A 14,858-nucleotide genomic window follows, 5' to 3' on the forward strand; every position below is an offset into this window, starting at 1 on the left:
TGGGAAACAATGATTCTTTCTCGTCCGAACGCTACCGCGTAGCGGGACGTACCCCTACGGGGATCTTGCTACGCGGTAGCGTCTCTAAGAGTTGTACGGTTTAAAACCTCACTTCTTTTCATAAAAAATAGAAAAAACTATAGTTAAGACTAGTATTAGTTCCTTTTATGAGGTAAAGTATCGGATTTTCATTTAGAGACAATTACTCAAGTACCAATGGTTACAAGCACGCGTTATAGTACGTAAAGATACGATAAGCAAACCTACTCACCTCATTGGAGTTTCTGTGAAGGATTTGGATTTATATCGTAAGTATGATAAGAGGGTCATATAGACCAATACGCCCGTATATCACATAATCGTGTAATCGCGCTAGTAATATCGCTAATATATTAGACACTAGATTAGGAATAGCAATCACCGTAAAAAATTTGTGTAAATATCTATCAAGGTAAAATGTTTGTCACAAATATGCTGGAATTATTGACAAAATTTACCGTCATTTTTCCATTAAATAATAAAATGTAAACCGAGGTAATTATGCCCAAAATTTTAGTAATAGAAGATGAGGAAGCAGTCCGTGAAAACATTTTAGATTTACTAGAAGCTGAGGATTTTGAAACTATTGCTGCGGCTAATGGCAGAATCGGGGTACATTTGGCTATCTGTGAAGTTCCCGATTTAATTCTCTGTGATATGATGATGCCAGAAATTGACGGTTATGGCGTGCTAACAGCGTTACGCCAAGATCCATCAACGGCAACAATTCCCTTCATTTTTCTAACTGCCAAATCTGCCAAATCTGACTTCCGTCAAGGTATGGATATGGGTGCTGATGACTATATAACTAAGCCGTTCACTCGGACTGAGTTATTAAGTGCCATCATCAATAGGTTAGAAAAGCACGCCACTTTAAAAAAGTATTTGTCTCCTCAGACTGTAATTAACAACTTGTCTCCAAAAATGCAGTTGTTGGAAATTAGCTTACATCGGGCTATCAAACAACATAACTTTCAAGAATTTGAAATTTATTATCAACCAATAGTCGATATTGCTTCTGGTAAAATAGTCGCTGCTGAAAGTTTATTGCGCTGGCAAAGTCCAGAATTGGGGATGATTTACCCAACAGAATTTGTCCCGTTAGCAGAGTCTACAGGTTTAATTGTTCCTATTGGTAAATGGGTATTAAAAAGTGTATGTAAACAAATAAAAAGCTGGCGTGATGCTGGAATTAATTCATTGCTGGTTGCTGTCAATCTGTCAGCAATTGAATTTAATCAACCAGATTTTATTCATAAAATAGTCAATTTTATAGCTGTCAATGATTTAGAACCACATTACTTAGAGTTAGAACTGACTGAAAGTATGATCATGCAAGATGTAAATAGTGCGATCGCAACTATGAACAAACTGCAATCCTTGGGTGTAAAAATTGCGCTCGATGATTTTGGTACAGGCTACTCTTCTTTAATTTATCTGAAAAATTTACCTATTAACACATTGAAAATAGACCGTTATTTTATCCATAATGTTGCTAACGATTCGCAGAAGTCAGCCATTACCAAAGCATTAATTCAAATGGCTCATAATCTCAATTTAGATGTAGTTGCTGAAGGTGTAGAGACGGAATCAGAATTGGCTTTTCTGCGCCAATACAACTGTAATTATATGCAAGGTTTTCTATTCAGTCGTCCCTTACCAGCAGGAGAATTTGAAACCTTTTTGTTAACTAACAAATGCTTATATGTTTAAATGTTGGGGACTGGGGACTGGGGATTGGGGATTGGGATTGATTATTTCTCCTCCTCCCTTGCTCCCTGCTCCCTTATCGTAAATTAAAGGGTTTAAATCCCCGTCTGAAATGTCTTTAATTTTGGATTTTGTTAGCGAGTCTGCGTACTCTTATAGAGAAGCAAGCTACGCGCAGCGTCTCGTAGAGAGCGTCATTTTGAATTTTGAATTGTTAACCCTGCACCCCTGCTTATTCCCCAGTCCCCAATAATCCCCAATCCCTAATCCCCAGTAATAAAAATCAAACTTTAGACTGGGAAAATTATTAAGTCTTAAGTCTAAAGTAGAAAAGTTATGTATAGTATCTACCCCTATGAAAGTCCCTGCGCGTTTGTTGTTACCAATTTTTTTACTGACTTTGGTAGCATCATGTAACCAGACTCGCGCTTTCTCAGATAATCCTACGCCACAAACATCTGTACCTTCTACCCAACTGACACAAAATCCTACACAGCCAAAAAATATTGTCCGTACTGAAACACTTTCACCTACGCCCATCCGAATCAATCTAAAGAATTTACCAGCCCCTTTCGCAACAGGAAGTGCCTCCAAACAGCCTAAGGTTGTGCCCATTCCACAAAATCCGGTGCTGCACGTACCACGAGGCTTCACAGTAAACGTTTTTGCCGAAGGTTTAGATGCCCCACGCTGGCTAGCTTTAACTCCCAGTGGTGATGTCTTAGTAACTGAAACCGGGCAAAATCGGATTCGTTTGTTGCGTGACAGCAACGGCGATGGTATAGCCGATGTTCGAGAAACCTTTGCTAGCAGAGATAACGGACTCAATAGACCTTTTGGGATGGCTTTTACAGGTAATTCTTTTTTTCTGGGAAACACGGATGCTGTGGTGCGTTTTCCCTATACTCAAGGTCAAAACAAGATTACAGGTAAGGGAGAAAAAATTGCCGATTTGCCCGCTCAAGGTTATAACAATCATTGGACGCGCAATGTCGTTGTCTCTCCTGATGGCAATAAATTATATGTTTCAGTTGGTTCAGGAACCAATGTAGATGAAGAACCCCTACCACGGGCTTCGATACAGGTGATGAATTTGGATGGTTCCCAGCAGCAAACTTTCGCTTCCGGCTTGCGTAATCCTGTTGGTTTAGACTTTCATCCTGTAACGAAGGAACTTTATACTACTGTCAATGAACGGGATGGAATCGGTGACGACTTAGTGCCAGACTATCTGACACGCGTTAAACAGGGGGCATTTTATGGCTGGCCTTATGCTTATCTGACACCAAATAACCTCGATCCGCGCCAAAAGACGAATGATAAAAGCAAACGCCCCGATTTAGTAGCCCGTACTCAAACACCAGATGTGCTGTTCCAGGCGCACTCAGCAGCATTGGGTTTGCAGTTTTATGATGGTAAAACGTTTCCAAAAAAATACCGGAACGGTGCTTTTGCGGCTTTTCGTGGTTCCTGGAACCGCGATCGCGGCACTGGTTATAAAATTGTATTTGTTCCCTTCGATGCTAAAGGGCGATCGCTTGGCTACTACGAAGACTTTCTCACAGGATTTTTACTAAATCCTTCTGTACCAACCACTTGGGGACGACCTGTAGGTTTACTCGTATTGCCAGATGGCAGTTTACTACTAACAGAAGAAGCCAATAATCGGATTTATCGGATTCAGTATACGGGAGGTTAGGCAATTCACGCATTCAAACATTTAGAAATTTACTGATAAATACTAATACTTATCTGGTTGAGAAATTAATTATGACTCCCAATGAAAATAATACTCAGTCAAATATCAACGAATTGTCTCCACATTCAGGTACACGATACTGGGGTGAAGTAGAGGTAATCGAGGAGGGAGAAACCTATAGAATTAGTCGTGTTGAAATCAAACCCAGGCACGGCATTAAACCACAAATTCATTATCACCGCAATGAACATTGGGTTGTAGTTTCCGGTGTAGCAAAGGTGACTTGTGGCGATGCGGAAATATTACTGAATCGAAACGAATCAACTTATGTCCCCGCAGCAACCCTGCATAAAGTAGAAAATCCTGGACATATCCCGCTAATTATTCTAGAAATTCAAAATGGTGAATATTTGGGTGAGGATGATACTGAGCGCCCTTATGACTTAAATTTGGTCAAATCTGTAGCTGAAGGTTAGTAAGGGCTGGGGAGTAAGAATTTTAGATTTTAGATTTTGGATTTTGGATTAAATTTCAATCTAAAATCCAAAATCCAAAATCCAAAATTGAATTGCCCCATGCCCAATATTTAATCAAAACCACCCTTCTTGTTCCAGGGTTTCAATTAACTGCAAGCCACGGGGATCACCCACTCCTAACAGTGAGGCTTTGGCGTCTTCTCGGACTCCCAAATCTTGGTCTTCGGCAAAAGCCTGAATTAGGGCGTCGATCGCTGTGGCATAAACTACATTAGAAGGTAGTTCGCGGCACAGTTGACCAATTGCCCAAGCACTGTTACTTCGCACAGCTGCCACCGGATCTTGAACCAAGGCTTCAATTAAAGGTGGTGTTGCCCCGATCACTGCTTCATAACCCACTTCTGCCATCTGTGCTAAGGCGCTAGCAGCCCACAAACGCACTGCGGAAATGTCAGTTCTTAAGGCCTCTGCTAGGGGTGCTAAAGAACGGCGATCGCGACAGTTTCCTAAAGCCCAAACAACACCTTTACGCACATAGCCATTCCAATCGTTGTTTAGTTGAGCAATTAACGGACTCACTGCCTCTGAACTGGGGTTACGTCCGATGCCATAAGCTGCACTCACCCGCACTAAGGGACAGGTATCAGTTAACAGGCGAATCAGATGGGGGGTAGCACGCGCATCTTCAATATCACAAAAAGCACGCGCTGCTAACATTCGTTGCTGGGGCTGGGGATTTTCCAGCAAGGCTAGCATCACTTCTGGATCGGGCTTTGCCACAACTGATTCGGCAGTTAGCGGCTCTATTTTATCTAAGGGGCTTTCTAGCTCCTCCTCAATATCGAGTAGGCTTAGATCGTCTTTGTCATACATAATTTCATTTCAATCCCTTTTCAGGATTGATATATAATCCCCCGCGCCAAATAAGTTAAAACTTTATAAGTATTAGTTGCGTAATTATACACTTTCCTTCCACATCGTTGAATTTTATCTAACGATAACTTCTATAACTCAGACGCTAAAGTATGTTATCGCTATCCTTGAGTTTATTTTCTGCACTCAGGAATTTTACCATCCAGATGGATTGGGTTTGATAACCTAACTGATTGTAAAGATTCAATGCGGGTTTGTTTGATTGAAACACTTGCAGTCCAATCTGGCGATCGCCTCTTTGAATAGCCCAATTTTCCACATATCGCATCAAGGCTGTACCAATACCCCGCCGCCGATGTTCTGGTACAACGTAGAGGATAAAGATATGAGCATGGCGGTTTCCATGTACTTGATCTATGGCGTTTCCCACCCAGAGGCAGGCTACTGGGGGATGGAGGGCAGAGGGGCAGAGGGGCAGAGGGGCAGAGGAGAGAGATTCTTTATTGCTCCCTTGCTCCCCTGCTCCCCTGCTCCCCTGCTCCCCCTCCTCTTCTACCCACCACAAGGGCGTATCGCTAGAAAAGTATTGCTTAACTGTTTGCTCTAGGTGGGAAAAATCTTCATTGGGAAAGAGATCCTGGTAAGTTCGCTGCATAAATTTAAGCAGCTGCGATCGCTCCAAAAGGGAGCCACGGCGAATCATATATCCAGGTAGTAGTTGCTCAGACACTTAAATACGTTTATTGACTTAGCTGGCTAAGTTAGGTGTTGCTGGTGGTAAATCAGTGGGAATAGGTTGAGAAGTTACCTCTATCTTTTCAATTGGTGCGGGTGCTGCCATATCGGAGGGTAAAAAGATGCGGGCGCTGACTGCCACTAAGGCAAAGACAAATACTAATACTACAAGCAGTGGGGCGATGTATTGACGAAAAATAGCCATATTTTAATTGCAAAGGAAGCTACGAACTTCTATGAGAAGTTAGCTGAAGATTTGTGAAGTATTCTTGATTTATTTTAGCAATGTTATCTGCATAGGAATTGGGAAATTCAATTTTGGATTTTGGATTGAGGATTGTGGATTAAATTTCAATCTAAAATCCAAAATCTAAAATCTAAAATTCTTGCTCCTCTACTCTCGCTGGCGATCGCTCTCCAAGTCATCGAGTACTCTTTCGCAATACCAATTTTCCGGCCTTCCAGGATAAGTCTCCTTTGCCTGTTCAATTAACCGTTCGGCAGCGGCAGCGTCACCGGATAATTTAGCGATTAGCCTGTTTTTGAGATAGCTATCAGATAAACCCTCCTCTACCTGGTTTGGTATGCCTTCATTTATAGTTGATGGCCGGGACTGCTCTCTTCGCAATTGCCAAAATAAAACGTAATAAAGTGTACCAAAAATTAAAATTAGGCTGAGTGTTCCGAAAAAAGTTAGGAGGTTAAATGCTAGATATCCTAGAACTAACTGCGAGAGAACATACCCAAGTAATAAACCAGTGAGTAAGAGAATAAATGTGCCGACAGCAATAACTACTTGATTCCCCATATATCCTCTTCTTCTTCGTCAAGTCCTGGTCTGGATAATACTACCACTGGCTTTGGATTCCAAGGGGCAAAGAATGGCAATAATAGTAATCCCGGTAAAGCTGCTATTGATGTCAGTAGAAAGAATGTAGACCAGCCGGTGGCTTGTGCCCATGTACCTGCCGGAGCCGTGACAATATCTCTACTAAAAGCCTGCAAACTCGAAAGTAAGGCGTACTGTGTAGCTGAAAAGCTTTGATTACAAAGACTCATCAAAAATGCTACAAAAGCAGCAGTTTCTAAACCAGCACAGAATTGTTCTATATTAACGGCAGTTAACATTAGATAGAAGTTTTTACCTACTACTGCTAAGGCAAAGAAAGCCAAGTTGCCGACAGCCTGCATGATGGCGAATATCCAGAGCGCCCGATTAACACCAATTTTGGTCATGACTGCTCCTGCTGCCAAGGTACCAATAATAGTGGCGAAAATTCCTAGCGCACCAGGAAATGCGATGTCGGTTTGAGTGAAATGTAAACCTTTATCTAACAAAAATGGGGTGGATACATTCTTGAGTAAAGAATCTCCCAACTTGTATATCACAATGAATACCAAAATTAAAAGTCCTTGTAACCATCCCTGACGCTGGAAAAATTCAATAAAGGGTAATTTGACGGCGGCGGATAGAGTCTGAGGCGGGCGATCGCGCAGGACTGGTTCTGGTGCAAAAATAGAAATTACCAGGCCTACGAGCATCAACAGCGACATCAATAAGTAAACAGCTTGCCAAGGCATTCTGTCTGCCAAAAATAGGGTTACATAACCGGTTACTAAAATGGCAACGCGATAGCCCAATAAGTAAATAGACGCTCCAGCACCTCTTTCTTCTGCTTCCACGACATCAGTGCGGTAAGCATCAACTAAAATGTCTTGGCTGGCGCTAAAAAAGGCAACGGACACAGCAGCAATTATTAAAGGTTGTAGCCCTTGGGATGGGTGTTGTAGAGCCATGACAGCTATACTTAACAGTAATGCTACTTGTGTAATTACCAGCCAACCTCGACGCCGCCCCAAAAAAGGCGGTACAAATCTATCTAGTAAAGGCGACCAGAGAAATTTTAAAGAATAGGGTAGCTTTACTAAACTAAAAGCGGCGATCGCTGCCAAGCTGATTCCTTCTTTGGTCAACCAGGCTTGTAATGTCTGACTGGTTAAATACAAGGGCAACCCTGATGAGAAGCCAAGAAATAACAAAGCTCCCATCTTCGGGCTGCCAAAAATTCGTAGCAGCGATTTATTTACTTGCACAATCTTGAAGATTCCTTGTTATTTAATTGAATTGCAGTTATCTTGCCATAACTGCTGTCTAATTTCGTATAAGCACACAAACCTGCTAAGATTTTCTTTATTTAAGATACATAGCAGCAATGCTCTAACAGTGTGATTGTTCCTTAATTTTGCTTAATGGAATAAACCTGATGTGCCCTGATTTCTACCCGGTGTGCAGCAAGGCATTTTTCCCAACCTTCACGCGTACCAATGTCGCTTTTTTGGTTAAGCAGCCCTAATTCCTGTTCTTGCTGGGTGAGTTTAGCAAATTCTTCGTAACGAGGGTAATTGCTGGTAACAAATGTTTCTTTACGGTGCAAAATCGGTGGATTTGCTCTACTTTCGTAGTCTCGGTGAGTAATGAAGAGGGTTTTTAAATCAATACCGATGCTGGCTTTTAACGCTGGGTGGGGATCAGTGTCGAATTCAGGGTAAGACAGATAGGATATTTGCGGCTTATCAGTGTGAAATTTGATTAATGTGGCTTCATCGACACGCCCAATGGTGCGGCTAGCACAACCTTCACAAATTCGTAGTACGGGGTCAAGTGCTGCTAATGCCGAAACATGGACGTAAAGGGCACCGCGCGTGTGTTTACCAATTTTGCTTTTTTCACAAGCAGTTTTAATTACCCCAGGTTTACCTAAGCTGAAAAGCTTTTGGTCGGCTACAAGGCACGCTTCCTCGTAGCTACTAAAAAAGGCTTTGATATCGTGACGCATTTCTGGCGCTAGCTTTTGCCATGCAGGGCGTCGATCGAAGTGGGTGAGAGCGAGATAAACTTGGATATCCAGAGAACGACGGTAAGCGATCGCATCCCATTCTTCCTCGTCAGTGGCTTGTAAAACTACACCAAAGGCGCGGCGAAAGTTACCAAATTCCCTCAGTAATTCTTGTTCATTTTCCAATTCACCTTTTACGGGTAGTCTACCGCGCTTTGTAAAAAAAGCCATTAGAGGTTGCAGCTGTTCTTGATAATCTTCAAACCGCTTGATGGGGATGCGGACTCTGGGCGTAGAGGTGGTAGAAAAGAAGCGGATAGCTTTGTAACTTTCTTTTTCAGCTTCATCTCGAAAAACAAAGTAAACGCCTAGTGCGATCGGTACCGCATCGACATTTAGGACTTCATCAATATAAGTTTTGAGTTCTTCTTGTTCGTAATATTTCTGAAAAGTGTTGCGGCGTGTCACAATGCCATCATTGTAAGCAAGTTGGGTTTTGCTGGGAGCGTTAATCAGGATTTGAGCCGCGACAATTAAAACTTTCCCGGTGAGTTCCCAAGCTTGGATCAAGCTTTGACGGCGTTCCTCTGCGTCTTCAATAACGTTGAGGACATAACCCAAGTTGACAACATCGGCGGCGGTGCGTGGTACATCAGGATAGTAGTAAGGGTCCCAGCCTGCACTGGTGTAGCCTAAATTTTTGACTCGCTGGACATCACCACCGTAGCCACAACCGTAGTCAAAAAAAGTGGTGTCTGGATTGAGGATTGACCCTTCTATAGCCAATCGTACAGGGCGAGATATATCAATGCGAGCGATCGCAGCTCGATGACGCTCAATTTCTAGCGCTTCAGGCATAATACTAATTCGTAATTCGTAATTCGTAATTCGTAATTAAGACAGTTAGCAGCTAATATTCTTTCAAGGTTTAACGGCTAGTTCAATTAAATCTTCAATTTTCTTGATATTTGGATCGCCTGCTAAGTAACCAATACCGCGATGCAAATGTAAGCGGAATTGGATGGCGAGGGTTTCTTTGTCGGTGGGATAGCCGTCATTGTGACAGCGTTGCTTGAGGGCGAGGAGGAGAATATCGGACATTTCGCCACCAAAGACGCGCCAAGTCATTTCGACATTGCTATCTTGGGGAATTGGGACGGGGGAGGGTGCAGTTGATTCTGCGAGGGAACGACAAAACGCCCAACGGCATAGAATATTCCATTGGTCAATTTTGGTGCTGCGTTTAAGTTTGGTAAGTTGGTCTTTGGCTGTTTGGGAGAGTTTTATTCTTTCGATGGGGGATTCCATAATAATTCGTAATTCGTAATTCGTAATTCGTAATTCGTAATTGATTTAAACTGAGACTGTAATTTTTATTTTAGATGGGGGAAACATAGATATTAAGATTTAAAAGACAAATATGGTAACTAATAGTAGCATTACTGACCGGACAAGAAGTTTTGCGGTAAGAATTGTTAAAGCTTGTTGCTTTTTAGATGAAAAACCTGGAGTTTACCGAATTCTCTCTAAACAATTACTTCGTTCCGGGACTTCGATTGGTGCAAATGTTCGAGAAGCACAGTCTGCCCAATCTAATAGAGATTTTATCAATAAATTAGAAATTGCTTTGAAAGAAGCAAGAGAAACACAATACTGGTTGGAAATATTAATTGAATCCGAATTAGTGGATAGACAAAAATTTCAACTACTTCTCCAAGAGGCAAATGAAATTGGCAAAATTCTAGTTGCTTCTACCAAACGACTCAAAGGTAAATAATTACGAATTACGAATTACGAATTACGAATTACGAATTACCAAAAATAACCAGGTTGTATGGTTGTTTGGCGGGTAGTGGAGTCGTATTTGAGGAGATATTCGCGGGCGATCGCTTCATTTTCTCGCAGTGTTTCTACTTCTTTTTTGCCAATCTCAGTATCCGTAGATAACAAAATCACTTGATGGCTGGCGGATGGAAAGTAACGTTCAACTAAGTTACTGCGGTGAGAGGAGTCGAGCCTACCTAGTGGTGTATCGATTGCTACTGGTAGGCGGTGTCCAGAGACTTTTGCTAAACCCCAGAGGAAAGCGATCGCCAGTAGTTGTTTTTCACCTGCTGATAAACGATGTTTAGGGACAGGTTTACCATTTAAATCGTAAAGCAAAAGGCTGAAAGTCTTGGTATCAATGGTAATACGATGCACTAAGTCTGATTTATGGAGGAGATAAAGGAAGCAATTTTTAACTTCTTCCTCTAATTTATTGAGTTTTCGCAGGGTTAATTTTTCACGAAAAATCTTGAGTGTGTTTTGAACTTTCGCTGCTGACGTAATAATATGTTCGCTATTTTTATGTTTAATATTTTCTACCGTATAATCACTTAATTCTCTCTTTGATTTGGCAATAATAGTTTCTAATTCAGCTAACCGGCGGCGGATTGTTTCATAATTTGCTTTAGCTTCAACAACTTGATTTTGTGCCGTTTCTAGTGCTTGACGCAGCTTTGTATAATCTTCTGGTGCTGCTGCTGTTTGCACTTGCCTTTCTAGAGTATGAATTTCTTCTTCTTTATTTTTGAGAATAGTTAATTTCTCTTTTGCAGAAAGTTTAGAATTTTGCAAGTGATATATAAGATTATCTAGCTGACTTAAAGTTTCATCATCGGCTAATAGCCAAGGTGCTTCTGTCTGGATAGTCTTTGCATATAAACTATCTACATCTTGGATTAAAAATGATTGGATTTTATCAACTTCTCTCGGAGAAATTTCTACTTGATTTAGCCAAGTGAGTAAGCGCTGATCTCGTTCAAGTAACAAATCTTTAGAAATTTGTACCTGTTGATGGCGAAATTCTTTTTCGCCCTGTGTCTGCGCCTGAGTAAGTAAATTGGGAATTAATGCCAGAGGTAAAACATCAGCCGCCAATTCACACATTGACTGACGTACTTGTTCAATTTCCGCAGTTTTTGTATCCTGTTGTAGTTCTAGTTGATTGCGTTCGGCTGCAATCTTCCCACCTTCAGAAATGAATTTATCAAAGGCTTCTTGCTGCTTTTCTTCTAACTCTTCTACCTGATTTTTAAGAGTTTCTAATTTCTCTCCTGTTATTTGATAATCTTCTTGCTGTTGGGTTAACCTAGTTTCAATTTCCTCTAGGTTTGCTAAATCCTTACTATTACCAACTTCTTTAAGTTTACGGTTAACTAAAATATCTAAATCAACTGCTAAACGATCTGCCAATTCTAGCCCTAAAAGTCCGCGAATCGCATCTACTACAACTGGTGGTGGTGTTTCCTGTTCTGCAAGTTCTTTAACCTGTTCACCATCGAAGAGAAATAAGTTAGAAATTCCTAATGGCAGGAGATTTTCAATATATTCATCCCAGATATTAACTAAAGCATCAGGCCAGGTATCACTGTCGCCTAAAATCCCTAATGTATCTTTACCATCTTTAGGATTTTTTGTCCAACTACGCACAACACGGTATTTTATTGGCTTATCGTTTTCAATATGTTCAAAAAGTAATTCAATCCGGGTGTCTAGAACTGGATCTATTTTGTTATTAACACATTGATTGAGAAAATCGTTATAACTTAAATTACCACGGGTAGAACATTGGGCACGAGCGCCATAAAGGGCGAGACGAATGGCATCCATCAGCGTAGTTTTTCCGCCGCCATTCATCCCACCTAATAGGATGATTGGACGCGAGTTTTCTTCATCAATTTTTGGGTTAAGATTGATTACCTGTTTCCCGGTGTAGGGGCCAAAGTTTTGTAGAACGAGTTCAAGAAATATCATTGATTTTTAAGATTAACATGAGTTCGACAGCGATCGCAGAAGTAGAAAGTTTGTGATGAAAGGAATCAGATAAAATTAATTAGATGGTTTTGTCTGACGCATTGATAAAAAATATTGTCTATGAAATATAGATAATATAGGAATCCGATTTGATTTCTGAAAAAATCTAAGTATATGTAGGGTGTGTTACCACGAAGTGTAACGCACCGTATTCTGGGCTTTGGTGCGGCGCTTGGCGACAACACACCCTACGTATTCGTTCAAAAATCAAATATGAATCCTATACCATCACTAACTGTTAAGAAATGCGATTGTATCTGTCTCGGTGTTGGTAAGCGTGGCTAGATTTGCACACCTCCAGCTTGAAAAATCTGTTCTGCGGTTAAATTCAATTCTGGAAAAGTAGGAGAGACAATATGGGTATCGCCTCTAAATTGAGTAACTTGGTACTCACCATCGATTAATAGATAAATGGATATAGTAGGCAGTTTAGGATTGCCAATAAATTTCCTAGCGCCATAAGCCGCATAATCTATAATCCAATATTCGGGAATACCTATAGCTTCGTAATCAGCTAATTTTTTGTAGTAATCATCTCGCCAATTAGTACTAACAACTTCAATAACTAATGGAATAGATGTAGCTTGAGATACAGTTGATTCTTTTTTCCATAAAGGCTCATTCACTAAATTTGGTCGATTGATTATTAATATGTCTGGTGAATAAGCTGATTCACCTTCAAATGGCTTAACTAATACAGTTTTTGGAATGAAGTAAGGAAGTTTTTGTCGCCCAATTTCGATAGATATATTTAGCGCCAAAAAACCAACAACATCCTCATGATCTCCGACTGGTTGTGCCATTTCAACAATCACGCCATCATGTAATTCGTATCTCCCACCCTCAGGCCGCCAAGCTGCAAAATCTTCAAAAGTTACTAATTTGTGTATGGCTTGAATCATAGAACCTTGCTTGTTTTAAGATAACCCAACTTTCTCAAGCGTTTTTTAAGTAGTTTGGTTGACTCTCGTCTTCTATTATTCTGAGTTTTCCTTTTTAAATTTCATACTTGCCCAAGTTACCTGCTCATCACTTTCACCTTCATCGACTTCATTGATTGCTGCAACATCGCCCAAAGTCATCTGCTTCACTTTTGCAACATCACCTTGACTAACTGCTTCGCTTAATTCGCGTTTTAAACGAGCATTTTTAATCGCATCTTCTGGGGAACGGGAACTCGTATTAAAACATTTTTCTAGGGTTTCGTATATCCCTACGCGACGAGTCTTTTTGCGATACTGGCGTTCTGTATCTAACAATTTCGCCATGAGTTCCAAGTGCATCGCGTCACCTTCACAGATTTCTTCTAATACTATCCATTCATCACGACCTAGTAAGCTATAGTCAGCACCAGGACGGGGGTCTTGAAATTCTTCGCCTGTCACTTCTTGATAAATCCGGGGTAAGCTATCATCAAATTCGTGTTTTTCTTCTAGCCAAATGCGGCGAATTTCGCTCATTTCTTCGAGAGTAATTAGGGTGATGTCGCGCATATTTTCTGGCGCTGTCCGACGGGTTTTTGTTTGCGCTTCTAATAATCGTCTAAGCCAATGTTCCCGCCAATATTTAGTATAGGGGCCAGGTATTGGTACAACAGTTGTTTCCCCATCTTTATTGCGCTCAAATAGTTGGACATCTCCCCAAATTCTTCTAAAATCTCTCTTGTCCCAGTCATCTTTAATATCTAGTTCGTTACGGATATCTAATAGAGGCTGCATCCATTCTTTCTCTTCATCATTTTGGATCATCGCTTCCATCGATTTATCCTTACTAACGATTGTGCAAACCCAACAGCCAAATCGGGAATCACCACAGCTAGGAGTAGAAGTATCAACAACTAGTGGACATTCATTATCGGCTGTTGCACCTCGATACATAATAAATAAGTCTTTGTTGCTATATCCCCAAGAATTTTGCCACTGATTTAAGTAAATCCAAACTTCATCAGTACGCCAATCTTCAATAGGAAGATAAATCAATGAGTTAGGTCGGTTGGGATTAGTATTTATGTGATCGCGTACCCGCGATTCTCTATGTTTAGCCATCGTAGCAGCACGTTTCGTACTTTCAGCCTTGCGTGTACCTAAGACAAGAATTACTTCACCATTAGACCTAATAACTGCACGGATAAAGCTGTCAGATGGTTGAATTTTAAGGCGTTCAGTACACCATCTAAATCTGTTTCGCGGCGCTGGGTAGCCTTTCCCAATTAAGTTTACCCAAAAGGTATCCTTAATTGCAGGATAAAGCAAATGCGGTTCAATTGGCATTTCTTGCTCTTTAGCAGCAACTTTCATCTGTTCTAAAGAGTTACGTACCCAAATAGATACCACAGGGTTTTCTACCAGCGTATCAGTTGTAATAACATGGATTGTTTTAGTTCTCTTTTCCTGGGGGAGTGCTGCGATCGCATTCCAGATAAGCTGTAAGGTAGCAGTACTATCTTTGCCGCCCGAATAGCCCACCACCCAAGGTATCTCATCTAAACAATACAATTCTTGAATTTCAATGGTGAGAGCTTGGATGTAGTCCACTAACTCTGCTACAGTACGTACTTGCTGAACTGTCTTTTCTGGTTGTTGTGCTGTAGTCATTTCTCCTTCTCTCTGGAAACACTGGTGTAATATTCGG

14 protein-coding genes are annotated in these 14,858 nt (G+C 41.0%); 4 read left to right on the plus strand and 10 right to left on the minus strand.

Features of this window, described 5'->3' with window-relative positions; translation table 11 throughout:
• The first annotated feature begins 540 nt into the window (after positions 1 to 540).
• The 3 genes from V7K76_RS07460 (at position 541) to V7K76_RS07470 (ending at position 3,924) form a co-directional block, all read left to right on the plus strand.
• Positions 541 to 1,752: an EAL domain-containing response regulator gene (locus V7K76_RS07460; RefSeq protein ID WP_334778421.1), complete on the plus strand. Its 1,212-nt coding sequence runs from the start codon at positions 541 to 543 to the stop codon at positions 1,750 to 1,752.
• A 352-nt stretch (positions 1,753 to 2,104) separates the two neighbouring features.
• Positions 2,105 to 3,448 carry a PQQ-dependent sugar dehydrogenase gene (locus tag V7K76_RS07465; protein ID WP_334778422.1) on the plus strand — a complete coding sequence of 448 codons (1,344 nt, stop codon included), beginning with the start codon at positions 2,105 to 2,107 and terminating at the stop codon, positions 3,446 to 3,448.
• Positions 3,449 to 3,519: 71 nt separating this feature from the next.
• Positions 3,520 to 3,924, plus strand: coding sequence for a phosphomannose isomerase type II C-terminal cupin domain (locus V7K76_RS07470; protein WP_334778423.1), 405 nt, complete (start codon positions 3,520 to 3,522; stop codon positions 3,922 to 3,924).
• A gap of 114 nt (positions 3,925 to 4,038) precedes the next feature.
• Here V7K76_RS07470 and V7K76_RS07475 read toward each other — a convergent pair whose 3' ends face one another.
• The 7 genes from V7K76_RS07475 to dndE form a co-directional block, all read right to left on the minus strand.
• Complete coding sequence (locus tag V7K76_RS07475; protein WP_334778424.1) at positions 4,039 to 4,797, minus strand: HEAT repeat domain-containing protein; 759 nt, start codon at positions 4,795 to 4,797, stop codon at positions 4,039 to 4,041.
• 145 nt (positions 4,798 to 4,942) lie between these two features.
• Complete coding sequence (locus tag V7K76_RS07480; RefSeq protein WP_334778497.1) at positions 4,943 to 5,500, minus strand: GNAT family N-acetyltransferase; 558 nt, start codon at positions 5,498 to 5,500, stop codon at positions 4,943 to 4,945.
• Between the two features lie 45 nt (positions 5,501 to 5,545).
• The gene (locus tag V7K76_RS07485) at positions 5,546 to 5,737 is read right to left on the minus strand and encodes a hypothetical protein (protein ID WP_334778425.1); all 192 of its coding nucleotides are present in this window, start codon (positions 5,735 to 5,737) and stop codon (positions 5,546 to 5,548) included.
• 189 nt (positions 5,738 to 5,926) lie between these two features.
• Positions 5,927 to 6,340, minus strand: a complete 414-nt coding sequence (locus tag V7K76_RS07490; protein WP_334778426.1) for an ABC transporter permease — start codon at positions 6,338 to 6,340, stop codon at positions 5,927 to 5,929.
• Positions 6,325 to 7,626, minus strand: coding sequence for an AmpG family muropeptide MFS transporter (locus V7K76_RS07495; protein ID WP_334778427.1), 1,302 nt, complete (start codon positions 7,624 to 7,626; stop codon positions 6,325 to 6,327). Before V7K76_RS07495 ends, V7K76_RS07490 begins: the two co-directional genes overlap by 16 nt.
• 143 nt (positions 7,627 to 7,769) lie before the next feature.
• Positions 7,770 to 9,227, minus strand: coding sequence for a DNA phosphorothioation-associated putative methyltransferase (locus V7K76_RS07500; protein ID WP_334778428.1), 1,458 nt, complete (start codon positions 9,225 to 9,227; stop codon positions 7,770 to 7,772).
• 63 nt (positions 9,228 to 9,290) lie between these two features.
• Positions 9,291 to 9,677, minus strand: a complete 387-nt coding sequence (gene dndE, locus V7K76_RS07505; protein WP_334778429.1) for a DNA sulfur modification protein DndE — start codon at positions 9,675 to 9,677, stop codon at positions 9,291 to 9,293.
• A gap of 112 nt (positions 9,678 to 9,789) precedes the next feature.
• Here dndE and V7K76_RS07510 point away from each other — a divergent pair, with 112 nt between their 5' ends.
• Entirely contained in the window at positions 9,790 to 10,146 is a 357-nt protein-coding gene (locus tag V7K76_RS07510) for a four helix bundle protein (RefSeq protein WP_334778430.1), read from the plus strand.
• Positions 10,147 to 10,181: 35 nt separating this feature from the next.
• Here the strand turns inward: V7K76_RS07510 and dndD are convergent, their stop codons facing one another.
• The 3 genes from dndD to dndC all read right to left on the minus strand — a co-directional run bounded on the left by dndD (position 10,182) and on the right by dndC (position 14,821).
• Positions 10,182 to 12,167 (minus strand): DNA sulfur modification protein DndD, encoded by a 1,986-nt coding sequence (gene dndD, locus V7K76_RS07515; protein ID WP_334778431.1) that lies wholly within the window; start codon positions 12,165 to 12,167, stop codon positions 10,182 to 10,184.
• 341 nt (positions 12,168 to 12,508) lie between these two features.
• A complete protein-coding gene (locus V7K76_RS07520; RefSeq protein ID WP_334778432.1) occupies positions 12,509 to 13,129 on the minus strand; it encodes a Uma2 family endonuclease in 621 nt (206 codons plus the stop codon).
• A gap of 75 nt (positions 13,130 to 13,204) precedes the next feature.
• The gene (gene dndC / locus V7K76_RS07525; RefSeq protein WP_334778433.1) at positions 13,205 to 14,821 is read right to left on the minus strand and encodes a DNA phosphorothioation system sulfurtransferase DndC; all 1,617 of its coding nucleotides are present in this window, start codon (positions 14,819 to 14,821) and stop codon (positions 13,205 to 13,207) included.
• Positions 14,822 to 14,858: the final 37 nt, after the last annotated feature.

Origin of the sequence: Nostoc sp. (assembly GCF_036917975.1) — a bacterium.
GTDB lineage: Bacteria > Cyanobacteriota > Cyanobacteriia > Cyanobacteriales > Nostocaceae > Nostoc.